Origin of the sequence: Nocardia paucivorans NBRC 100373, assembly GCF_000308675.1 — a bacterium.
In the GTDB taxonomy this organism is placed as follows: domain Bacteria; phylum Actinomycetota; class Actinomycetes; order Mycobacteriales; family Mycobacteriaceae; genus Nocardia; species Nocardia paucivorans.
Window position 1 is genome coordinate 1 of sequence record NZ_BAGE01000119.1, and the last position, 23,898, is coordinate 23,898.

General features: G+C 65.6%; 14 protein-coding genes and 1 pseudogene. 9 read left to right on the forward strand and 6 right to left on the reverse strand.

The genetic code is table 11. The features are described 5' to 3' along the window. Positions 1-528: DUF3558 domain-containing protein (locus tag ON32_RS23880; RefSeq protein WP_051133617.1), on the forward strand; the 528-nt coding region annotated here is incomplete at its 5' end. A gap of 33 nt (positions 529-561) precedes the next feature. Next, positions 562-963 carry a hypothetical protein gene (locus ON32_RS23885; RefSeq protein ID WP_040793271.1) on the forward strand — a complete coding sequence of 134 codons (402 nt, stop codon included), beginning with the start codon at positions 562-564 and terminating at the stop codon, positions 961-963. A 1,053-nt stretch (positions 964-2,016) separates the two neighbouring features. Here ON32_RS23885 and ON32_RS29120 read toward each other — a convergent pair. Together ON32_RS29120 and ON32_RS23895 are read right to left on the reverse strand one after the other, a co-directional pair. Next, positions 2,017-2,178, reverse strand: a complete 162-nt coding sequence (locus ON32_RS29120; RefSeq protein ID WP_157224319.1) for a hypothetical protein — start codon at positions 2,176-2,178, stop codon at positions 2,017-2,019. 1,080 nt (positions 2,179-3,258) lie between these two features. Next, the gene (locus ON32_RS23895; protein WP_040793273.1) at positions 3,259-3,756 is read right to left on the reverse strand and encodes a cupin domain-containing protein; all 498 of its coding nucleotides are present in this window, start codon (positions 3,754-3,756) and stop codon (positions 3,259-3,261) included. Positions 3,757-4,026: 270 nt separating this feature from the next. Here ON32_RS23895 and ON32_RS23900 point away from each other — a divergent pair, with 270 nt between their 5' ends. The 3 genes and pseudogenes from ON32_RS23900 to ON32_RS30350 form a co-directional block, all read left to right on the forward strand. Then, on the forward strand, positions 4,027-4,302 hold the full coding sequence (locus tag ON32_RS23900; protein ID WP_051133618.1) for a putative antibiotic biosynthesis monooxygenase: 276 nt from the start codon (positions 4,027-4,029) through the stop codon (positions 4,300-4,302). A gap of 233 nt (positions 4,303-4,535) precedes the next feature. Then, the gene (locus ON32_RS29400; RefSeq protein ID WP_169331669.1) at positions 4,536-4,679 is read left to right on the forward strand and encodes an NAD-dependent epimerase/dehydratase family protein; all 144 of its coding nucleotides are present in this window, start codon (positions 4,536-4,538) and stop codon (positions 4,677-4,679) included. After that, positions 4,676-5,482: pseudogene (locus ON32_RS30350) on the forward strand (dTDP-glucose 4,6-dehydratase); the annotation flags it as partial. The gene ON32_RS29400 and the pseudogene ON32_RS30350, both read left to right, overlap by 4 nt. A gap of 169 nt (positions 5,483-5,651) precedes the next feature. Here the strand turns inward: ON32_RS30350 and ON32_RS23910 are convergent. Beyond that, a complete protein-coding gene (locus ON32_RS23910) occupies positions 5,652-6,524 on the reverse strand; it encodes a helix-turn-helix transcriptional regulator (RefSeq protein ID WP_040793274.1) in 873 nt (290 codons plus the stop codon). 184 nt (positions 6,525-6,708) lie between these two features. Between ON32_RS23910 and ON32_RS23915 the strand changes: the two genes are divergently transcribed. The 4 genes from ON32_RS23915 (at position 6,709) to ON32_RS23930 (ending at position 10,294) form a co-directional block, all read left to right on the forward strand. Next, on the forward strand, positions 6,709-7,470 hold the full coding sequence (locus ON32_RS23915) for an SDR family oxidoreductase (protein WP_040793275.1): 762 nt from the start codon (positions 6,709-6,711) through the stop codon (positions 7,468-7,470). An 822-nt stretch (positions 7,471-8,292) separates the two neighbouring features. Continuing rightward, a complete protein-coding gene (locus ON32_RS23920) occupies positions 8,293-8,739 on the forward strand; it encodes a nuclear transport factor 2 family protein (RefSeq protein WP_040793276.1) in 447 nt (148 codons plus the stop codon). Then, entirely contained in the window at positions 8,736-9,716 is a 981-nt protein-coding gene (locus tag ON32_RS23925) for an NADP-dependent oxidoreductase (RefSeq protein WP_051133619.1), read from the forward strand. Before ON32_RS23920 ends, ON32_RS23925 begins: the two co-directional genes overlap by 4 nt. Beyond that, on the forward strand, positions 9,713-10,294 hold the full coding sequence (locus tag ON32_RS23930; protein ID WP_051133620.1) for a TetR/AcrR family transcriptional regulator: 582 nt from the start codon (positions 9,713-9,715) through the stop codon (positions 10,292-10,294). Before ON32_RS23925 ends, ON32_RS23930 begins: the two co-directional genes overlap by 4 nt. Positions 10,295-10,526: 232 nt before the next feature. Here ON32_RS23930 and ON32_RS27325 read toward each other — a convergent pair whose 3' ends face one another. The 3 genes from ON32_RS27325 to ON32_RS23945 form a co-directional block, all read right to left on the reverse strand. Beyond that, positions 10,527-11,234 carry a DUF8020 domain-containing protein gene (locus tag ON32_RS27325; RefSeq protein WP_157224320.1) on the reverse strand — a complete coding sequence of 236 codons (708 nt, stop codon included), beginning with the start codon at positions 11,232-11,234 and terminating at the stop codon, positions 10,527-10,529. 1,479 nt (positions 11,235-12,713) lie between these two features. After that, positions 12,714-13,037, reverse strand: a complete 324-nt coding sequence (locus ON32_RS23940) for a YbjQ family protein (protein WP_217998108.1) — start codon at positions 13,035-13,037, stop codon at positions 12,714-12,716. A 273-nt stretch (positions 13,038-13,310) separates the two neighbouring features. Then, positions 13,311-23,898 (reverse strand): type I polyketide synthase (locus ON32_RS23945; protein WP_040793277.1); only part of this gene is annotated, 10,588 nt, incomplete at its 5' end.

Below are 23,898 nucleotides of genomic sequence, written 5' to 3' on the forward strand. Positions count from 1 at the left end.
CTCCCGGCAGCGGTCGTGATGCTGGCCTCCGGGTGCGGGGTGCTCGAGAGCGGAGAAGCCTCCAACCAAGGCCCTGTCACCACAACCCGCGACATCGACACAATCGTCGTCTTCGACCCGTGCACCCAAATCAACGACGACGTGCTGGCATCCATGGGCCTGGACCCCGCGTCCAAGAACGTCGTAACCAACGCCCAAGAAGGACCAACCTCGTGGCGGGTCTGCAACTGGAAGCCCACGCATCGGCAGTATGGGATGGTCGTGTTCTCCACCAGCCACACCTTGGATGAGGCACGGAAGAACGAGTACCACATCAATCTACGAGAGACGACAGTCGGCGGCCGACCTGCAATCGTCTCACGTGATAAGACAGATCCCGAGGGTGAAGGCTGCTACGTCTCGTTCTCCGCGCAGCAGGGGATGTTCGAGGTCGGCGCTCTGTGGGTGGATGGCGACCCCAGTGATGGCGATATCTGTGCCATCGCTATGCAATACGCCACCGCAATCGAACCCCACTTGCCCAAATAGGCACAGAGAGCGCGAGTTCAGAGCAGGGGCGATATGTCAGAGAATGTCCAAAACGAGTTGCAACAGTGGCAGCAGTTCAAACAGCAGGCAGTCAGCGGTGAAATGCGGCTGGAAGAAGGCGTTGGAGAAGCACTGAGCGCAGCGTGCGAGCATTACCGCCAAAAACTCCAGGACTTGAAGGTGAACGCTCAGAACCTCAGCCGCCTCTCTGGCTATGGCGGCCTGCCTTCCGCTCTGGCCATACGGGATAAATTCCAGCAGAAGGCCGTGGGCGGCAACGAAAACGGCGACGACAACGCCATCACACGCCTGGAACAACACATCGAACTGGCCGAACTCATGCGCGACACCTACCTCGCCGCCATCGGCAAACTCCAAACCACCGACCACGACACCGGCACCCAACTCACCAACACCGGAGAAGGACTGCGCTGATACCACTGGCCTGTCCCCGGTGGAAGGTACGTGACCGATACTCCGTGTCCGACACGGAGATGAAGAGCCGAAACCGCGAAAACTGTTGCGGTATAGAACTTATCCTGGATAGGTACGCTTATCGGACCTGCGGATCGGGGGACAAAATGTCCGAGTCGACGAGTGCTTACCCAAAGGTGTATCTCGCGGCAGCCGAACAGTTGATCCTGGACTTGCCGGAGGGAGAAGAGTTCATGGCGGCAGACGTGCTGAGCAGGATGCGTGCAGATGGTTGGGCGGACCTGCCAGAGCCGCGAAGGACGGGGCCGATGTTGTTGAAGTTGAAGAGCCGAGGGTTCGTTCGGAAGGTGGAGGTGCGTTCGGCGCCTGCACGCTCGCATGGCGGGCATGGGGCGATCTGGTGCCGAACAGGGTTGCGGCCATGACCGACCAGAGGAGCCAGATCACCCGACCCCAATCAGCGGGGTCGGGCCAGCCCGTAAAACGATGATCTGACAATAATACAAAGTATTAACGCCCGAGCCTCTTATTCCGAGAGAAATACGATCCGGAGAACATCTGCCGAGTTGTCCTTGCTGCCCGACAAGGAATGTTCGACATCACCGCTACCTGAACAGAAGGCAGCAAGGCCGACCGCGATTTATGCATTATCGCCATGAAGAATGCCATCCAATCAGAGCCGCACCTGTCCGATTAGGCAGTACTGCAACACAAATAAGTGTTCAGGCAGAGGAATGGATACCGGGAGATGCGCAGGACGATCTATAAGCAGCAGGTGATCGGCGATGCGCTCGACGTGGCATCCAGGACCTGTCGGCAAAAGCTCCAGGATCAGGTAGCCAACACCAAACCTTAGGGTCTGCTCCGACTACGATAACCTTCTCTTCCACTCTCGTCATGCAAAACGAGTTCCGGCTGAGGCCGCCAACGATGGCGACAGCGCCGTCAAACGTTTGGAACTGCGCTCGAACTCACCGCACCCATGCACGACATCTACTCCGCCACCCTCGATCATCCGCCCGCAAACAACGAACCCCTACCTCCGGAACCCTCTCAGCAACACAGAACTACCAGCACAAAGGTCTCTTTCCCCACCTCTCCCCTTGGCCCCTCCGCCTGTCCGCCGAACAATCCACAGGCGTCGCGGATCGGTTTCGGTTCGGCTTCCAATGCTGCGATCCGATTCTTCGCCGAGGCCGGCTCGTCGGCTTCCACGCTCGGCACTCCTTCGCGGACTCCCGTGTCGACAAGGGCCCGGGCCTTTCACCGGAACAATGTGGCCGGCTAAATTCCGGGCGCGGCTGCGATCTCGGCGACAGGTTCCCGACGCGCAACCGGGCACACACTTGCCTGCGAACCAACTGCGGGAACGACTTCTGCCTCATGACCTCCTGCGGATCCCTCTGCCTCAACTCTCACGATCGTGGCCCTGACACAGGGGGCCAGATCAGGTGGATCCGCCACCGGGGCCCAGTCAGGCGGCTACGTCACCCTCAACGGCGTCACCGACGACGGCCGACAAAGCGCCGTAGTCGCAATGTCCGAGGCACGCGGCGACACCCAGGAGCACATCCTGGACCAAGAGAACGCGGCCGGCGCCCTGATCGACCACGCACTGTGCGCCGGAGCCGGGGGTCGAGGCTCATCCGGGAGAAAGGTCACGCTGAGCGTGCGGCCTGAATACTGCTGTTGAGCTGGTGATTTCATGTCGGCGTGATTGATGCGGGTGTGAAGAAGTTCTTGACCTCACTCCAGAGCAGATCCGGCACCCTGCCATATTGCCAGGCCGGCCTGGCCGAGCGCAGCCCGGTTCAGTGGCTCCACACAAGGTTGACGCTACTGAAGTCCGACCCCAGTGACGTCAATTTTCACCGTCACGACAACGTCGCACGGCCCTTGTGCGACGCCGGAATCCGCCGAGGAACGATCTCGGAATTCGCCGGCACAGCCATTAGCGCCGGATCGGGCGGAAATGCTCCTCGACCCCCTTATCGGACGCTGAGCGGTGGTCCTATCGCGCAGGTCAGCGATGTATCCAATCCGGCTGGCCATCCAATAAATTTCTTTTTATGAACACCAGCGGCGCTACCGCCGCCAGTACCGGTGCGCCGGCCATCGGAGTAGTCCGGCGTCAGGCGGGTGCATCGTGGTGGTGAGGTAGCCTTGCCCGCCGATAACGAAGGTGTGCGCGTTCGGTGGCGATAGGCGATATCGACCCGGGGCGCCAGGTTGGGCGCGGCTGTCCTACCGTCGCGCCGCGGGCCGTCGCCGACCTCGCTGCTGCGGCTTGTTCGGTCAGCCTTCGGCGAGTTCGTTGCGCCACACCGGGCTGTCGACGTAGTGATTGTCGTAGCGCTGCGAGCTCGCCCGGATCTCCTCGACACTCGCCTCGCCGCGATACACCCGCTCGAGCAGCCGGTAATAGTCGAACCGGTGCAGCCCCGGCGTGAAGACCACGAGCAGTTCTGCCTCGCTGTCGGCAGCCGGGGCGAACGCGTGCGGGACCATGGGCGGCACGGTCAGGAAATCACCCCGCTCGAGCCGCACGACCTCCTCGCCGAGCAGGATCCGCACCGAACCGCCGAGCACCAGGAACATCTCGGTCGCCGCAGTGTGGAAATGCGCGGGTGCACCGGGAGACCCCTTGTGCAGCGTCGCCTTGTTGGCGGTCAACGCGCCCCCGGTGGCACCGGCATCGGCGAGCAGGGTGATCACACTCAGTGCGCCGTCCTGGAGGGTCTCGGCCTCGGCGGAACGAACCAGGACGGGAGCGGTCTGGGCGGAAGCGGTCATCGGAACTCCATAGGTCTCGGCGGGTGCGGTACCCGTTTCCTGTCTGCTGCAGAGTCGACGGAACAACCTCGTCGTGTGTGACATCGCAGGCGAACCACCTGGTCGGAGCATCCCCCACCGCGAGCCCGACCGGAGCGCCTCGGCACCCGGCCCCGGGGGCAGCCGTGGCAGCCGTTGTCACAGACGCCCGGCCTGCTTCGTCCGCTCCACAACGACAGATCAGAGCAGGAGTGCGAAATGGTCGAAACGAGAGAAAACACAGCAGTAGCGATGGCACACAGTGAGCTACCGACGCATATCGATGACGCTGTCCATGGCGGCGCAGGGGAACCCGGCTCTCATCCGGTGAAATGGAAAGTCCGGCTGCTGACCATGGGCGGGCTCTACCCGTTGCTCACCGCTCTGGCGATGAGCAACGCTTCCCTACTCGAACCTTTGCCGACACCGCTGCGGCCGGCCTGCATCATGCCGGTCGCGGCGGCAGCGATGGTATGGGTGATTATGCCTTCGCTGTCCCGGTACTTCGCCGACCGGCTGAGCCGATGAGGACATTCGTCGATCTCGCCGCGACTGTATGCGCGGCACCGCGGCCGAAGCCGGCACCGACATCTACCCGGCAGCCAGGCCGGGCGCCGCCTGTGTTCAAGAATTGGTCTCGGAAGGCTCTGAGTCGTGCACGCCCACCTCAACCGGGCCGACATACTGGTGTGTGAGCGTCGCGGACCGGTCCTCACCGGCAAGCCGATCACCCTGTTGCCGCAGTATTGGGCTCGCTGGTTGTGGCCGTCTGTCTCGTCACCGGCGCTGCGGGCTTCATCGGCGCGAACTATGTGCATTTTCTGATCGAGAGGGAGCCGGATGCGCAGGTGGTGGCAGTGGACTACATCGGGTTGGCGGGGAATCTGGCGATCTGGATGCGGTGATCGATCGGATCGTCTTCGAGCGCGCCGATATCGCCGATCTGGAGGTGATGGACAGGATCTATCGTCGGTACCGACCCGGCTATGTGGTGAATTTCGCGGCGGAGTCGCACAACGATCGCGCGATTCTCGGTCCGTCGGTGTTCATGCGTTCCAATGCGCTCGGTGCGCAGGTGCTGGCCGAATGCAGCCGGTTGATGCCGGTGACCTCGCATGTGCACATGTCCACGATCGAGGTGTACGGCGAGTTGGTCGCAGGGCAACAGTGGTTCACCGAACGCTCACCGTTGAACGCGAAGACCCCTACAGTGCAGCGAAGGCAGCCGGGGGACCAGATAATACGCGCGTATATGGCGACCTGCCCGGAGTGCAATATCCGGCTCACGCGCTGCGCCGACAACTACGGCCCCTACCAGTTGCCGGAGAAGCTGATTCCGTTTACGGTGACGAATCTGCTGCGTGGACGCAAGATCCCGGTCTACGGAGACGGATTGCAGTCGCGGGATTGGCCGCATGTGGCCGATCACTGTGCTGCGGTGCACCGGATGTTGCATGCCGATCTGGGTCCGATTCCCGCCGCAGCGGGTATCGACCCGGGGCTGCTGCCGATCTTCGATATCTCCGCGCGTTGTGAGGTCACCAACCTCGATATCGCTCGCCGTATCGCGGCGGCGTTGGATCTGGATCCGGACGAGTGGATCGAACACATCCCCGACCGACCGAACCACGACCGCCGGTATCTGATCGACCCGCCCAAATTGGAAACCGAACTCCGATGGCAGCCCGAACACGAGTTCGAGGCCGGAATCGCAGAGACCACGCTGTCGCCGGCCCGAACCCGACCGCCGGTGTTCCGGCCAGGCGCGCACCACGGGCATGGGCGGCGTCCTCGATCAACGGCACCCGGCACGAGCGCATATCGCCGCCAGGTCGGGCAGGTCGGGGCCGAGGGCGATACCGCGGATCCGGTCTTCGTCAGGGCGTCTTCGGGAGCGAGTCATCCGCCGGTTCGTCGTGGGCCGCACCAGCGGACCCGGTGCTGGAGAGTGCGGCGAGGAGCTGCAGTTTCTCGTCGCTGTCGCTGTCTTTGTCGGGGTAGTAGACAACGAGGATAACGTCGTCGATGGGGAGTTTGTCCCGGTGGAGGCGCAGTTCACCGACGATGGGGTGGTGGACCGTGGTCGTACCTCCGTCGAGTCTGCGGACGTCGTGGCGGGCCCACAGTGTGCGGAACCGCTGACTCGACAGTGCGAGTTCTCCGACGAGCTCGACGAACCGAGGGTTGTCGGTGTCGTCCCCGATGGTGGTGCGAAGAGCGGCGACGATATCGGCTGTGGCCTTGTTCCAGTCCTGATGGAAGGCTTGTTCCTCGGGATCGAGGAGGAGAGAACGAAGCCGGTTCTGACCGGGTCGCAGGCGGGGTGAGAGCGCGACCGCCATGGGGTTGGAGGCCAGGACATCGAACGCGCGTCCTTCGACGAACGCGGGGATCTGGAGGTGGGCGAGCAGCTGGTGCACCCGCGCCGGGACGTGCTCGGGTCGTTTGCGGCGCGGCGCACGAGGGCGGGCCGCGGCGAGGCCGAGGAGATATGTCCGCTCGACATCGTCGAGCTGCAGAACGCGTGCGAGTGATTCGAGGACCTGTAGGGAGGGGTTCTTGTCACGACCCCGCTCCAGGCGCAGGTAGTAGTCGGGGCTGATCCCGGCGAGCAGGGCGACTTCCTCCCGTCGCAGGCCGGGCACGCGGCGGTTACCGCCGGGCGGGAGTCCCACCTGCGCCGGGGAGACCAGCCCACGCCGGGCGCGTAGGTAGCTGCCGAGCCGGTTGTCGGATTCCTCATCCTTCATACCGACACGGTAATGCGGTGCGTGCGTCTCGAAGGGGGTCCTGGCAGGACCAGGTAAAACGAGGACCTGTCACATCCGGCGGATACGACCGAGACTGTGATGGCACCGTACGAAACAAGCAGAGAACACCGTCCGCGCCGCAGGCTTGCGCGCCAACGGCGCCCTGCATCGAAGGGAAGATTTCGTGGATCTGTCCAACCGCACCGTTCTCATCGTCGGCGGAACCTCGGGTATCGGGCGGGAGCTGGCCCAAAGGTTCGCGGCGGCGGGCAGCACCGTGGTCGTCGGCGGCCGCAACCCGGAGTCGCTCTCGGAACTCGCCGGGGAGGGTTTCGGGACGGTCGCCGTCGACGTCACCGACGGCACCTCCGTCACATCTGCTCGGGACACCGTGCTCGCCCGGTACCCCGAGCTGGACACGGTGGTAACGATGTCGGGTGTCATGCTCATGGAGGACCTGCGCGACCCCGCACACTTCGAGGCGACAGCAACGACGATCGACACCAATCTGCTCGGCACGATCCGGGTCATCGATGCCTTCACCCCACACCTGATTCAACGGGGTGCCGGCACCTTCATCACCGTGACCTCCGGTATCGCCTTCCTGCCGTTCCCACCCATGCCCAGCTACGGCGCGTCGAAGGCCGGAGTGCACGCATACTCCGAGGCGCTGCGCGCACAGCTCGACGGCACCGGCGTCGATGTCGTCGAGCTCGTTCCCCCGGCCGTCGCCACCGCGGGTCAGGAGAAAGTGAACCCGCACGCGCTGCCACTCGACGACTTCGCCACCGAGGTCATGCAGCTGCTCTCCCAGGAGCCCACCCCTCGCGAGATTCTCGTGAAGGGCGTCCTCATGCACCGTTGGGCCGAGCGCGACGGCACCTACGACGACCTCGTCGCGCAACGCTCCCAGGCCCTGGCCATGCTCCCAGGGCGCCAAGGCTGACGCCCCTTCCCGTTCTCGGCAGCCTCCTCACCCATTCTTCCGGCGGCCGAGAACGGTCACGTCTTCTGGATACGAACCCCGCCACTCGAACAGCACCGCCCGCGCGACCCACCCTGGCGGGCGGCAGTTTCGACGGCGAATATCTCCGGACGGGCGGGCCGGTGAGTTCGGCGATCCGATCAGCGATCTTACCCCGATCCCGCAGTTCCGGGCAGTACTCGGGTTGCCGAGCGAGTCACCGAACATCTCCGCCGCAGCGTAGCGATCGTGGACCGATCACCGGGGTCTCTTCCAACAGTGCCGTACCGGTCCGAACAGTCGGCACACTCTCGTGGCTGCTCACCCTCGAGATCTGAAACCCTCACCCCCACAGCAGATTCCGGCAGATAGCATCCGACCTGCGGCAATGACGCCCTGTCGGTGGGTACGTGCATCATGGGCATCGGAGATGTCATAGGCAGCAGGGGAATTCGTTACACCGGAGACCGCCGCGACATCTCCGGTCAACTGCCGGAATACCGGCTGCCGTGGACTCCGCCGGAGTCGAGCGAGTAACCGACCCATCACCGACGCCGACAGTGGGGTGTGCAGCGTCGACGCATGCCATCGAACCGAATCGACCTTTGCGGTTCCCGCATCGTTCAAGGTCGGGTCGTTGGCCTTCAACCGGACCGAGTTCGGGCCGAGCCGAGACGATACGCCACCGTTTCTGCGGGAAAGCACCTATCCACCAACCGCGGATTGACAGCCTCACCGACCCACCCCTAACCTGAAATCGAGACCGATCTGTCTCGATTTTGGCCCGATGGAGGCGAGTAGGACATGGATACGCAGACCCTGGACGTGCGGGAAGCCGTCGAGATCGTCGAACGGTTGGCGCAGGCGAAGAGCCGGCAGGATGTGGCGGCCGCGATGGAGGTGTACCACCCGGACGGTGTGCTCGAGTCACCTTCGCTCGGTGGTTACTACGTCGGCGGCGAGATCGAAGGCGCCGTCGAGAGGTGGTTCGAGTTCGCTCCGGATTACGAGGTCCGACTGGACGGACACGGACTCGATGGGGAAACGCTGTGCTGCTGGGGCGAGATCGCATTCACTCCGGCGTTCGCCTTCGGTGGCGCGGCACCCAACGGCAACCGGGTCTCGGTGCCGGTTTTCATTCTGTTCCGGTTCCGCGACGGTCGAGTGAGTTGGGAGAGCTTCCATTTCGACGTCGCCGGGGTCGCGCGTCAGTGCGGCGTCGAGGCGAGTGCTCTGGTTCGGGCGTCATGATCGTCGGTACCCGCCGGCCGAGCAGTGCGATGATGCGGGCGGCCCTGCACGAGCGCTGGGGATCACCGCTCGAGATCGCCGATATCGCACGGCCGGAGCCCGCCGCCGGGGAAATCCGCGTTGCGGTGCGGACGACCAGTGTGAATCCGATCGATATGCACACCGGCGCGAATTCCGGCTATGAGCAATCCATGCGGTTGCCCTGTATCCCCGGATGGGATGTCGCCGGTGTGGTGGATGCGGTGGGATACGGGGTGACCCGCTATACCGTGGGAGACCGCGTCTACGGGATGCCCTGGTTCCCCTATCCCGGGGGCACCTACGCCGAGTATCTGACCGTTCCCGCGTATCAGTTGGCGCCGATGCCGAGGTCGGCATCCTTCGTCGAGGCGGGGTGCCTGCCGATGGCCGCGTTGACGGCATGGCAGATGCTCGCCGCCGTCGGGGCGCGCGCCGGTCACCATATTCTGATCAGCGGAACGTCCGGCGGTGTCGGACATCTCGCGGTGCAATTGGCCATTGCGCGCGGCGCCACCGTCACCGCTCTGGCCCGTCCCGACCATCACGCCACACTGCACGATCTGGGTGCGCACATCTGCGTGGACTACACCGACCTCGACGCTGTCACCGCGATCGGAAAGGTCGATGCGGTAATCGATCTGGTGGGGCACGAATTCGGCGCCTCGCTGTTCGACCGGGTGACACCCGGTGGGGCGATCGCCTTGGCGACGGCCTGGTCGATCCCGGAGTACGAGATCCTCGCGGCGCAGCGGGGTATCCGCGCGGTGTCGTGTCTGGTGGAACCCGATCCGGCGGCACTCGCGGCAATCGCGGAACTGGTCGATTCGGGTGCGGTTCGCGTCGTGGTCGGCGCAGAATTCGATCTCGACCACGCCGGCGATGCCCAACGATGGGTCACCGAGCGGCACGGCTTCGGAAAATCTGCGATTGTGGTGCACACACAGGAGCACATATGAGCGATAAACCCAAACAGTTACGCGGTGCCGCGGTGCGCGACAAGCTCGTGGGCACGGCGGCCGAACTGTTCTACAACCACGGCGTGCATGCCATCGGGGTCGATGAGGTCGTACGACAGGCGGGGATGGCGAAAGCGAGCCTGTATCGCTGGTTCCCCACCAAGAACGATCTCGTTTTGGCGGTACTGGCACGGCGTGACAACAATTTCTGGGCCCGGTGGGACGAAACCGCGGCGCGCCACGCCGATGCGCGCGCCGAACTCGATGCCCAACTCACCTGGATCCAAGAGGTCGCGACCCGGGCCGACTACCGCGGCTGCGCTTTCGTCAACACCGCCGCGGAGTTCGGCAACACGGAATCGGAGCAAATCCGGCAGCGTTGTCTCGAGCACGAACGCGAGCTCGCTCGACGTCTCCGCGCACTCACCGCACGCCTCGATATCCCCGACCACGAACGCCTGGCCGATCAACTCCATCTCGCCATCGTCGGCGCCTTCGCGGTCGGCGGTATATACCCGAGCGGTGGACCGGCCGTCCAACTCACGGCATTGGCCCACGATCTGATATCCCGGTCCTGACCGGCATACGCACGCGCTCGAGCGCGGGGAGCACGATGTCGAGACCCCCACGTGGATGTTCTCCGAAACGGTGATCATGTGATCGCGAATCGAGTTGCTGCTGTCGGCATATTCGCCACCCGCAGGTGGGCGCTGCTGCACACAGCACCCACCTGCGGAAACCTCCACAGCCCGGAGCATTCGGCAGATACTCGCCGCTGCGGGCGCCCCCGGCCCGTCCACGCGGGAAACCTCACCCCTCGGCGTTGCCCGGCAAATCTTCGTCGTACGGCTGGTTCATGGTGTTCTGGAATTTGATCGCGGCCGCGATTCCCACCGGGATGCCGAGGAGCGCGGCACCGATGATGGCGCCCAACCCACCGAGGACGCCCGCACCGGCGAGGCAACCAGCGATGAGAGTGAGGCCGGCGGCATCGAGGATGGGGGCCCCGAATACCGCGCCGGCCACAGCGCCGACGCCACAGCCGACGGCCGCGCCGATCACTCCACCGCCCATGGTTCCGATTCCGACGGCCATGTCGAATTCGTTGAGGGCGGCCTGTACCGCCATGTCGAACCGCTCGGTGCGCGGATCGACGCTGATCTCGTCGAGGTGCATACTCGGCGTCGCGGCCCGCACGGCGGCTTTCACCTGCTCCGGGGCCTCGGCGGCTTCGAGGGCTTTCGGCTTGACCGCGAAGTTTTCGACCCCGGCCACCGTGTTACCGGTCGAATCCTTGACCTGATACTGCCCGCCCTGGGTGATAAGGGTGGCCATTCCGGTTTCGATAACCACCGACCGATCAGCGGTATTGCTGGTGTATTGCACTCCCGGCATGATCTCGGTGCCGAGTGTGCGCCCATCCGAGTTCACCGGCTCGGCCGCTGCCGAAGCGGACCCAACCACCACGGTAGCGACAGCCGAGACGACAACAACCCCAGCGCGGGTGATTCTGTTCATGTATGGGCCTTCATCTCCGATATGTACCAACTACGCAGTGTGAACGACCCACTGACGAGCTCGCCGTCGATCGAAGACGTGAGCGCGGCAAGTATTGCACCGGCGAATATCCGGTGTTGTTGTCATCAATCACTGCTCTCCCGAGTTCCGGGAGGGCACGAGCATAACAAGAATGAAAACGGTTGTCATTATGTGGGGTGTTATGGACACCATCGGCGCGAAACTGCGGCGTGATGCCGTAAAGGCACGCCATCCGTCATCCCGAACGCAGCCACTGTTATGAATGCACTGGCCGTTATCGGCGCACCTCGTCCGGCGACGGACATCGTCGAATACGCTCCGGTTTCGGTACGTCCTCGAAACAGAACCGAGAACCGAGTGATCGCAGGTTAGCACCCGGTCGGCCCGAGGTGGAAAATCCTCTACGATCCGGATCGAAACCATTCGAATACCAGACAAATCATTGAAATAGCCTCGAAAACCTTTGCGGCGTAAGAGAAAACGTCGGGATTGATCGGAATTCTCATCCGATCACAGTCCATTCATACGGTGCACCGGCCCGATGTCGCGTATATCTCATCGCCGAATCCGATGGCGATACCTCCGCAGCGAACACAATGTTCGATTTCCGTGCGGGACGAATTCGAGTCTTACTCGGAGCCAAGGTGATTCACACCTGACATCCCCCGGCAGCACCGAAAGATCCCAGGCCTGTTCCGGTCTCATCTCTATGCCGACCGATGTGATCAACCGAACCGTGAACCGAGACCACCTATGACCGATTCCGCTACCAACCGCCGCTCGTTCCTCGGTGTCCCGGTCGAGATCGACGCGCCTCCCGGCCGACCCCGCCCCGTCCGGCGTGCGTTGTCCGACCTGGAGCCGATACTGCGGGCGATCGTCGACGATGAGATCGTCTCGTCCGGCCGGACCCAGTACACGCCCACTTCAACGACGGCGCCGAGTGCATGTTCGGCGTCCACGGACTTTGATTCCGCACCACCACCGAGCCTCCATCCAAGGAGGACGAGCTCGACGAGAGCTACGGGTCAGCTATCACCCGACGCTGTCTCCCTTGCAATACGACTACGTGCCCGTGGTTCGTATCGGTCGAGCGGGATGCCGAGATCGTCGAGCGGCGCAAGCTGTGCAAGGCCCTCGCCGATGCGCTCTCTACAGCAGCGGGTTCGGCGATGCGCTGTTGGAGGCGTTCGAATACCGGGTACGCATACGGGGCAACCGGTCGGTGATCATCGTCGACACGTACAGGCACCACCGATGAACAGCCGGCACCATGCGCAGAGCGCCGTCCGACAATGGGGCGACACACCCGAGCACCACATCGAGATCGAGGAGTTCATCGACTTCTCAGATGACTTCTCGGAGGACTTCTCGGAGGACTTCTCGGAGAAGATCGAGGAAGCCCCTCCGGCCGATGTCGGGGACTTCCTCGTTCTCCGACCGTCCGGAGGCGGGGAGTTATGTGGCGGGTTGGATCACGATCGCCGTGCCGTAAGCGGCCACTTCGCTCATGGTGCCGGCGATCTCGTTGCAGTCGAAACGCATCGCGATGACCGCGTTGGCGCCCATGGACATGGCCTGCCGGCACATCCGCATGATCGCCTCGTGTCGGGACTGATAGAGCAGTTGCGTGTACTCGGGGATCTCACCCCCACCGAGAGCCCGGAAACCGGCGGCGAAATTGGAGCCGAAGCTGCGGCTGCGTACCGTCAGACCGGCGACCTCACCGAACACTCGGACAATCTGGTGCCCCGGCACATCGTTCATGGTGGAGACCAGGATCGGGAACTGCGGCATCGGCTGCTGCTGTGGCTGCGCATAGGGTTGCGGCGGAGGCTGGTGGGGGTATGGCTGGTTCACGCCCGAGATGTTACGGGTAGGAAATACCGCGGATTCCTCGGTCGCACGGGATACGACGAGGTGGTCTCGCAGACGGCATACGAGCACCGCATCGTCGAGAATGTGAGCATCGCCCCCGAACACCACGGCGCCGCGTCGGTGTCGCGCCCCCGACGCGGCGTCCGTGATGTGGTGGAAACCTCCGAGATCACCCCATCAGGAGCCTTTGATCTGTTGGTCGATGAGGGCGAAGAGCTCATCGGCACTGTCCGCCGCCTCGATGGCCACACGAGCGCTGGTCGTCGAGGATTCACGGTCGGTCACGGCCTCGGCCAATGTCGAACGGATTCGCTCCACCACTCGTTCCTTCTCCTCGGGAGACGATATGGCCGCCAACAACCGCTGCAACGAGGAGATCTGATCGTCCACCATCGACACACTCGCGGTGGCCTCCCAACGGGACCGCACATATTCCGCCACAGCGGTGGTGGTCGGATAGCTGAACACCAGGGACGACGGCAGTTTCAAACCCGTCGCCTCGGCGAGGCGATTCCGCAGCTCGACGCTACCGAGTGAATCGAATCCCAGTTCGTTGAACGGGGCGTCGGGTTCGATGGCGGCGGCCGAGGGCAACCCGAGTACGGCCGCTGCCTGTTCCCGCACGAAGCCGAGCACCACCGCGTCCCGTTCGTTCTCCGGTACGGCGGCGAGCCGGTCGGCCAACCGGCCGGCACCCGCGGTACCGCTCGCCGAGCGCCGGGCGCGAGCCGGCAACAGATCGCCGAACAGATCGGGAAGCACTCCGGCCCGGTCGTGGACCATCAGTCTCGACCGATCGAATTCGGCGCAGACGGCGACGGGTTCGTTCGCGGCGATCGCGGCATCGAACAGCGCGACTCCGTCGTCGTCGCCGATGAGCTCGAGCCCAAGCCGCTCGAAGCGGGTCAGGGAGGACCGGGTCAGTTCGCCGGTCATACCGGCTTCCTGACGCCACGGGCCCCATGCCACCGACAGGCCCGGCAGTCCGCGTGCGCGACGGGCGTGGGCCAGGCCGTCGAGGAACGAGTTCGCCGCCGCGTAGTTGCCCTGTCCCGGCGCGCCGAACAGCGACGCCACGGAGGAGAACACGATGAACGCCGCCAGATCGTGGTCCCGGGTCAGCTCGTCCAGGTTCAATGCACCGTCGACCTTGGGTGCGAGCACCCGGTCGATCTGTTCCGCGGTCAGCTTCTCGAGGGTGGCGTCGTCGACCACACCGGCGGAATGGATCACCGCTGTCACCGGATGCTCGGCGCCGACCGAGTCGAGTACGGCGGCCAGGCTCGGGCGGTCGGCGATATCACAGGCGGCAACACGTGCTTCGGCCCCCATATCGGTCAATTCGGCCACCAGTTCCGTCGCGCCCGGAGCCGCTTCGCCTCGACGTGACACCAACAACAGGTGTTTCACCCCGTGCGCGGAAACCAGGTGCCGGGCCAGCACCGCGCCCAGGCCGCCGGTGCCGCCGGTGATCAGCACCGTGCCGTTTCCGAATATCGCCGCGCCGTCGAGCGACCGCGGTGCGTCGGTGGGAACACCACGGGCCAGTCGTGGCACGAACAGCCGGGATCGGCGCACCACCACCTGTTCCTGCTCCGAGGCGATGACATCTCGTACGACCTCTGCGCTCGGCAGGCCGTCGTGGTCCAGCAGCACGATCCGACCCGGATGTTCCGATTGGGCGGTGCGGACCATACCGGCCACCGCGGCAGCGGCCACATCGACCGGCTCGTCCGCCACCCTCGTCGCGCCCCGGGTCGCCACCACCAGTCGGGAGTCCTCCAGCCGCTCGCTCGACAACCACGATCGCAGGATCTCCCGGACGGCGTGAACCGATGCCCGAACGCGCGCCGCACACGCGCCGGACGAGAGGGCATCGGTTCGCTCGGATTCCCGGGCGGGGTCGAGCGCGGCGGGATCATCGGCGAACGACGAGACGACCAGGTTCGGAATATCCTCGGCCGCAACCAATTCCGTTGGATCGGAATAGTGCCGGTCGATGCCGGGCACTCGCACCGACCCTACCGTCGCCATCGCACCGATCGATGTGGGGGCGGGCGGTTCCGCGGGAACCCATCGCAGGTGCAGCGGCGAGGACCGGCGCGTTGCGGTTGCCGCGTGCAGGGCTGCGGTGTCGACCGGGCGCGCGGTGACCGCATCGATGGTCAACACGATCGAACCGGTGTCGTCGACGACATCGATTCCGACCGATCCGTTATCGCTCGGGGTCACCCGTGCCCGCACCGGTCCGACCGGGGTACGCCACAGTCGAACCCCCGCGAACGAGAAGGGCAACAGCGCTCGGTCCGTCGCCGAAGGGTCGGTCGGTCGGTCGACGGCCGGGTGCAGACAGCTGTCCAGCAGCGCCGGGTGGACGCCGAACGCGGCTGCCGAACCGCTCACCGATTCGTCGAGAGAGATTTCCGCGAAGATCTGCTCGCCACGGGTCCATGTCGCGGTCACACCCCGGAACGCCGGACCGTATTCGAAACCTTGCCGCGCCAGACGATCGTAGAAGGAGACCTCCGTCGACCGCACGGCCCCGGAAGGCGGCCAGGTCTGTTCGTTCCACGACGGGGTGGTATCGGTGGTGGCGGCCAGGATGCCTCTTGCGTGCAATGCCCACGGCCGGTCGTCGGACGGATCCCCGTCGCCGGCGGGGCGAGAGTGGATCGCGAATGCGCGCCTGCCCGCGTCATCGGGCACCTCGATACTCAATTGCAGGTCGACCTCGGTGTCGTCGGCGAGTATCAGCGGGGTCTCCAGGAACAGCTCCTCGACGGCCTCGGTCCGAAGTCGCGTACCCGCGCTCAATGCCGCTTCCACGAAGACCGTCGCGGGCAACAACACCGAACCGAACACGGCGTGGTCGGCGAGCCACGGATGGGTCCGCAGCGAGAACCGGCCGGTGAACAGCCATTCGTCCCTGCTCGCGATCGGCACCGCGTGCGCCAGCAGCGGATGCCCGAACGTGCCGGTTGCGGCCTCGGACATCGGCTGCAACCAGTAGCGGTGGTGTTCGAATGCGTAGGTGGGCAGCATCACCCGTTCCGCAGCGCGTCCCACGAACAGTGGTCGCCAGTTCACGGGCAGTCCCACCGCATGGGCCTGAGCCAGACACGCGACGAACTGCACCGACTCTTCGGTCGATCGGCGCGACGACGCCACCACCGTGGACCCGGTCTGCCTGTCCGGGTTTTCCGTCAGGCATTCACGGGTCATTGCGGCGAGGACCGCGTCCGGTCCCACCTCCACGAACCGGCGCACACCGGTGTCGACCAGTGTGTTCACTCCGTCGGCGAACCGCACGCAATCACGCACCTGCGTCACCCAGTACTCCGGGTCACGCATCGCGTCACCGGCCTGCGCACCCGAGACGTTCGACACGATCGGCAACAACGGCTCCCGATAGGTCACTCGCCGCGCCATGGCACGGAATTCGTCCAGCACAGGGTCCATCGCCGACGAATGGAACGCGTGCGAGACCCGCAATCGGGTGGTGCTGTGGCGGCGGGCCGACAATGCCCGCTCCATCTCGTCGACGGCGGTGACCTCGCCGCTCAACACCACCGACTCCGGGCCGTTCACCGCCGCGATCGTCACCCGTCCGTCGTACTCGGCGATCAGCTCCGCTATTTCCGATTCCGCCACGGCGACGGCGAGCATCGCCCCGTCCCCGGGCAGCGCGCCCATCAGTCGGCCTCGCGCCGCCACCAGCGCACAGGCGTCCGTCAGCGACCACAATCCCGCCACGTATGCCGCGGCCAACTCTCCGATCGAATGCCCCACGACAACGTCCGGGGACAACCCGAACGACTCCAGCAGCCGGAACATCGCCACCTCGAACGCGAACAGCGCCGGTTGCGTCCACTCCGTGCGATCCAGCACACCCTCCGGATCGGTGAACATCACCTCCCGCAACGAGAGTGTGGAGTTTCGCGAGGAGTGCCGGTCGCGCTGCCGGTCGAACTCACCGCAGACCTCGTCCAATGCTGCCGCGAACACCGGAAACGTCCGGTACAGCTGCGCGCCCATCCCCACCCGTTGGGCGCCTTGGCCGGTGAACAGGAAAACCGTCTTCCCCGGACCCGCGACACCGTCGAGCACCAACGCCGCTCGTTCCGCAACACTCGCATCCCGGTGGGCCGCGCCGGCCAGGGCTTCCAGGCCGGCGAGCAGCTCCTGCCGGTCACGGCCGATGACCACCCCCCGGCGGTCCAGCGCGGCCCGCGAGTCCAGCAGCGACCGCGCCACCGCCCACAGGTCCACTTCCGCGTGATCGGCCAGCCAGGCCCGCAAACGGTCCGCTTGCCCCCGCAAGGCCGTCTCCGTCTTCGCCGACACCACCCACGGCACCACGGTGATATCGATATCCGGTTCCGCGGTCGCGGGATGACCACTGCCGCCCATGCGAGGAGAAGGTGGTGCCGGTGCCTCCTCGAGGATCACATGCGCATTGGTGCCGCTGATCCCGAACGAGGACACCCCCGCACGCCGCACGGCACCGCCGGCGGGCCATGCCTGGGCCTCGGTCAATACCCGCACCGCTCCCGCCGACCAGTCCACATGCGGCGACAAGGCGTCGACATGCAGGGTTTTCGGCAGTATCTCGTGCCGCATGGCCTGCACCATCTTGATCACCCCACCCACACCGGCAGCGGCCTGGGTGTGACCGATATTGGATTTGAGCGTGCCGATGCGCAGCGGTCGATCCGATCGGTCCCGACCGTAGGCGGCGATCAATGCCTGCGCTTCGATCGGGTCGCCCAATGTTGTTCCCGTTCCGTGCGCCTCCACCGCGTCCACATCCGCCGCACGCAACCCCGCATCGGCCAATGCCGAGGCGATAACCCGTTCCTGTGACGGGCCGTTCGGCGCGGTCAAGCCATTGCTCGCCCCGTCCTGGTTGATCGCGCTGCCCCGCACCACCGCCAATACGTTGTGACCCAGACGGCGCGCATCCGACAGGCGTTCCACCACCAAAACCGCGGCGCCCTCGGACCAGGCCACACCGTCGGCGGCGGCCGAGAACGCCTTGCACCGCCCGTCCGGGGCCAAACCCCGCTGTCGGGAGAACTCCACGAAAACCATCGGTGTCGCCATTACCGTCGCACCGCCCACCAACGCCAGGGAGCTTTCCCCCTGACGCAGAGCACGGCAGGCCAAGTGCAATGCCACCAACGACGACGAGCACGCGGTGTCCACCGTCATCGCCGGTCCTTGCAGCCCGAACGCGTAGGCCACCCGCCCGGACACCACACTTCCCGCGGCACCGGTCGCGACATAACCCTCGACCTCGGATCCGCCCTTGCGGGTCACGGTTTCGTAGTCCTGATACATCACGCCCGTGTAGACACCGGTATCGCTGCCCCGCAGCGAGGTCGGGTCGATTCCGGCGTGTTCCAGCGCCTCCCACGTCACCTCCAACAGCAGCCGCTGCTGCGGGTCCATCGCAATCGCCTCACGAGGGCCGATCCCGAAGAAGGCCGCGTCGAAATCGGCCGCGTTCGTCAGGAAACCGCCCTCCCGGGCGTAGGAGGTGCCCGGCTTCTCCGGGTCCGGATCGATCAGACGAGCCAGGTCCCACCCGCGATCCGTCGGGAACTCGCCGATGGCATCCGTTCCCGATGCCACGAGATCCCACAACGCGTCGGCGGATTCGACCCCGCCGGGGTACCGGCAGGCCATACCGACGATCGCGATCGGTTCGTCGGTGGACACCCGAGGCCGCGCCGGCGCGGCCTGCTCGTTCGACTCGTCGAGCCGCGAACGCAGATACCGGGCCGTCGCCGTCGCCGTCGGGTGGTCGAAGGCGAGGGTCGGCGACAGCCGCAAACCGGTGGCCTTGGCGAGCCGGTTGCGCAACTCCACCGCACCCAACGAATCGAAGCCCAGATCGCCGAACGGTTTCTCCGGGTCGATCAGGTCTCCCGACGGGTGACCGAGTACCGCGGCGACCTGATCCCGCACGAAATCCACCACAACCGAGTCGTGCTCGTCCGGCGGCGCCTCGGCCAACGGCAGGGGCAGTTCCCCACCGTCGTCGGCACGGCGCGACACCGGCTTCGACGGCGACAACTGTCGTAGCAACGGCGGCAGCAAACCCGCGCGATCGTGCGGCGACAATGCGGTCGGGTCGAAATCGACCGCGGCGACGAACGGCGCATCCACCCCGCCGACGGCATCGAACAACGCGAGCCCCTCGGCGTCGGACAGTGGTCGAAAACCCATGCGTGACAGTCGATCCAGGCCTGCGTGGCCCATACCGTCCGCCATACCGCCGGTTCGGCTCCACGGGCCCCACGCGACGGAGAGCGCAGGCAGGCCCGCGGTCATCCGTCGGCGTGCCAGCGCATCCAGAACCGAATTCGCCGCAGCGTAGTTGCCCTGCCCCGGCGAGCCGAGGATCGCCGCCACCGACGAGAACATGACGAACGCCGACAAGTCATGGGTCGAGGTCAATTCGTGCAGGTTCAGCGCGGCGTCGACCTTCGCCGCGAGTACCCGGTCGACCTGCTGTGGGGTGAGGGTTTCCACGGTGGCATCGGCCAGCACACCCGCCGCGTGCACGACCGCCGTCAATGCCGGGCCGTCGGATATCGCCTCGAGCATCGCCGCCACAGCGGCTCGATCGCTCACATCGCATGCCAGTACCCGCGCCCGGGAGCCGAGTTCGGACAGCTCGGCAACGAGTTCGGCGACGCCTTCGGCCTGTTCACCACGCCGCGACACCAACACCAGATCGCGCACACCGTGCGTCCCGGCGAGATGCCGCGCCACCAATGCGCCCAACCCGCCGGTACCACCGGTGATGAGCACCGCACCGGATCCGAATCCGATACCCGACCCGGTCGCGGACACGTCGCGCCGGACCAACCGCGGCGACGACAACACACCCGCGCGTACCGCCAACTGCGCCTCGCCGGTGGCGAGAGCGGCCGAGATCAGCCGAGGAGTCACATCATCTGCGGTATCGACGTCCACCAATACGAGTCGGCCCGGATGCTCCGATTGGGCACTCCGCACCAACCCCCATGTCGCCGCCGCGGCCAGATCCGGACCCTCGCCCGGCAGGCCCACGCCCTTGCGGGTCACGATGACCAATGCGGTGTTCACCGCCGCGGGCAGGCGCAACCACGAGCGAACGGCCGCCAGCACCAGATGCACTCGTTCGTGCACGGCGTCCGCCGACAACGCGCCGTTCTCCTCGGCGATATCGTCGACGAACCACACCAGCACATCGGGGATATCGTCGCCGACGGCCTCGCTCAACGCGGTGATACTCGGGTAGATCTCGTCCCAGCGGTCCTCCGGCCGCGAATCCTCCGCCGTGGGTCCATCGGCGGGCACCGAGCCCACGGCGACGATCCGCCGGCGATCCCTATCGGGGGATGGGGAGGAAGACAGCGGTCGGGCCTCGATGCGGTCGACCGGGCTCCACTGCACATCGAACAGCCGGTCGTGTCCGACGGGCCAGGTCCGGTGCACCGCTTCGGCGTCCACCGGACGCGCCCGCAGCAACTCGACGGTCAATACGGGAGCGCCCGTGTCGTCACCGAGCTCGAGCCGGATGGCACCACTCCGTCGGGGAGCGGCGTTCGCATGATTCGCCGCTTCTGCCCGCGATTCGACACTCGTATCGTCGGCGATTTCGGTGCGCCGGATTCTTGCCCGCGCGACCGTCACCCCGGGACGGTGCAGCCGCACCCCGGTGAACGAGAACGGCAGCGGCGCCCGGTCGGCGGCGAAGTCGGTGGTCAGTTCCTCCACTGCGGCATGCAGCGCGGAGTCCAGCAGTACGGGATGGATGCGGAACCGTCCGGCGGCGACGCTGCTTTCGGCCGGCAGCCGCACATCCGCCAGAACATCGCCGCCACCGTCGCGCCACAGGCGATTCACGCCTCGGAAGGCGGGACCGTAGTCGAGGCCACGTGCGGCCAGCCGGGCATACAGCGAGTCACCGAACACCACATCGTTTGCGGGCGGAGCCGTTACGGGACCGCCGAGGTCGTCGTGGACGACGGCCTCTCGCACGGAGGTAGAAGCGAGAACACCACGGGCGTGGGTGATTTCGGGTTCGTCGTCGGAGCGTTCGCCGACGACGCGAGACACCACGAGGAAGCGGCGACGTCCGTCGGCGATGGGTTCCTCGACAGCGACCTGGATATCGACCTCGGTCCGGTCGTCCAGTCGCAGCGGTGTTTCCAGAACCAGTTCGTCGACGACCTCGATACCCAAACGGGCGCCGGCCGCCAATGCCAGTTCCACGAACGCGGTGCCCGGTAGCAGGACCGTGCCGAATACCGTGTGATCGGCGAGCCACGGATGCGTCGCCACCGCAAGGCGGCCGGTGAACAACCATTCGTCCTTGCCGGCGACCCGCACCTCTTCGGTCAGCAGCGGATGGCCCGACGGTGCCGGGACCTCGGGAGCCGGTGGCAGCCAATACCGTTGGTGCTGGAAGGCATAGGTGGGCAATGGAACCCGTACCGCGCCGCGGTTGCCGAACAACGGATTCCAATCGATATCCATTCCCGCTATGTGGGCGTGGGCGAGGGCGGATACGAACTGTGTCGTTTCGTCGGTTGCGCGACGGGCCGGGGCGATGATCGTGGAACGGGCCTCGATATCCGGGGTCGGAGCAAGGCACTGCCGCGTCATCGGCGCCAGTACGGCATCGGGGCCGATTTCGACGAATCGCCGCACCCCGGCCTCGACCAGGGTGTCGATTCCGGATGAGAACCGCACACTCGCTCGCACCTGGCGCACCCAATAATCCGGATCGGTCAACTCCGCGCCCACCACGACACCGTCGAGGTTCGACACGATCGGGAGGTTCGGCAGGTGATAGGTCACGCTTTCGAGGACCGAACGGAACTCGGACAGCATCGCGTCCATATGCGCCGAATGGAACGCATGACCGACTCGTAGTCGGCTGGTTCGATGGCCGTCCGCTTCGGCACGCCGCTCCACTTCCGCCACGGCGTCCGCGTCCCCGGACAACACCACCGACGATGGGCCGTTCACCGCCGCGATCGACAATCTGTCCCCATATCCGGCGAGGAGTTCTGCCGCATCCGCCTCCCCCACGGCCACCGCCACCATCGCCCCGCCCACGGGCAGGGCCCCCATCAACCGACCACGCGCGGCGACCACACGACAGGCATCCGGCAATGACCACACCCCGGCCGCGTAGGCGGCTGCCAACTCGCCGATCGAATGCCCGATCAGCATGTCCGGCACCACGCCGAACGACTCCAGCAGCCGCAGCAGCGCCACCTCGAACGCGAACAGCGCGGGTTGGGTGAGTTCGGTGCGGTCCAGCAACGCCGCATCGTCACCCTGCGCGAACATCACATCCCGCAACGACCGGCCCAGCAGTGGGTCGAACTCCGCGCACACCTCGTCCAGGGCCGACGCGAACACCTCGAACGAGTCGTACAGGCCGGCACCCATTCCGCCACGTTGCGCACCCTGCCCGGTGAACAGCAACGCCGTCCTGCCCGATCCGACGACCGACTCGACGACACCGGAAGATGTCATCCCCGCCGCCAGATCGGCAAGACCGGCCAGCAGCTCATCACGGTCTGTGCCGACAACCGCCCCTCGGTATTCCATCCGGCCACGGAAAGCGGCCAGTGAGTACGCGATATTCCATATGTCCAGATCGGGTCTGTCGATGACCCACTGGCTCAGTCGTTGCGCCTGCGCCCGCAAACCCGATTCGGATTTCGCCGATATCAGCAGCGGCACAACCGGGGTGGGGCGCGCCGGCACGGACGGCATGGGCACCGGAGTGGGTGCCTGTTCCAGGATGGCGTGCGCATTGGTGCCACTCACCCCGAACGACGACACCCCCGCCCGACGCGGACGCCCACCGACCGGCCACGGCCGGGCCTCGGTCAACAACTCCACATCACCGGCCGACCAATCCACATGCGGACTCGGCGCATCGATATGCAAGGACTTCGGCAGCATCTCGTACCGCAACGCCTGCACCATCTTGATCACACCGGCCACCCCGGCCGCGGCCGCGGTGTGGCCGATATTCGACTTGAGCGAACCGATCCGCAACGGCCGATCCGGCCGGTCCTGGCCGTAGGCGGCGATCAATGCCTGCGCCTCGATCGGATCACCCAGGGTCGTGCCGGTGCCGTGCGCCTCCACCGCGTCGACATCCGCCGGTTCGAGCCCGGCATTGGCCAATGCCGCCGCGATCACCCGCTCCTGTGAGGGACCGTTGGGCGCGGTCAGGCCGTTGCTCGCGCCGTCCTGGTTGATTGCGGTGCCGCGCACCACCGCCAATACGTTATGGCCTGCTCGGCGCGCGTCCGACAGGCGTTCGAGCACCAGCACACCCACGCCTTCGGAGAAGGCGACACCGTCGGCGGCAGCGGAGAACGACTTGCACCGACCGTCCGGGGACAGACCGCGCTGCCGAGCGAAATCAATGGAGAGGAAGGGATCGGCGTAGATCGTCACCCCGCCTGTCAACGCCAGTGAGGTCTCCCCTTGGCGCAGCGCCTGGCAGGCCAGGTGCAAGGCCACCAGGGAGGACGAGCATGCGGTGTCCACCGTGACGGTGGGGCCTTCCGCACCGAAGACGTATGCCAGTCTGCCGGAGGTCACACTGCACTGGGAGCCGGTAAGGCGGTAGCCTTCCAGGTCGCCGGATACCCGGGTGTAGTACGTCGAATAGCATGCGCCGACGAATACGCCGGTATCACTACCCCGCAGGGTGGCCGGGTCGATACCGGCGTCCTCC

What these genes read in the sequence shown, in the direction of transcription:
- ON32_RS23930 (WP_051133620.1), top strand. Translation starts at nt 9,713, where the DNA reads ATGAGCGATAAACCCAAACAGTTACGCGGTGCCGCGGTGCGCGACAAG.
- ON32_RS27325 (WP_157224320.1), bottom strand. Translation starts at nt 11,234, where the DNA reads ATGAACAGAATCACCCGCGCTGGGGTTGTTGTCGTCTCGGCTGTCGCT.
- ON32_RS23920 (WP_040793276.1), top strand. Translation starts at nt 8,293, where the DNA reads ATGGATACGCAGACCCTGGACGTGCGGGAAGCCGTCGAGATCGTCGAA.
- ON32_RS23900 (WP_051133618.1), top strand. Translation starts at nt 4,027, where the DNA reads ATGGCACACAGTGAGCTACCGACGCATATCGATGACGCTGTCCATGGC.
- ON32_RS23925 (WP_051133619.1), top strand. Translation starts at nt 8,736, where the DNA reads ATGATCGTCGGTACCCGCCGGCCGAGCAGTGCGATGATGCGGGCGGCC.
- ON32_RS23895 (WP_040793273.1), bottom strand. Translation starts at nt 3,756, where the DNA reads ATGACCGCTTCCGCCCAGACCGCTCCCGTCCTGGTTCGTTCCGCCGAG.
- ON32_RS23910 (WP_040793274.1), bottom strand. Translation starts at nt 6,524, where the DNA reads ATGAAGGATGAGGAATCCGACAACCGGCTCGGCAGCTACCTACGCGCC.
- ON32_RS23885 (WP_040793271.1), top strand. Translation starts at nt 562, where the DNA reads ATGTCAGAGAATGTCCAAAACGAGTTGCAACAGTGGCAGCAGTTCAAA.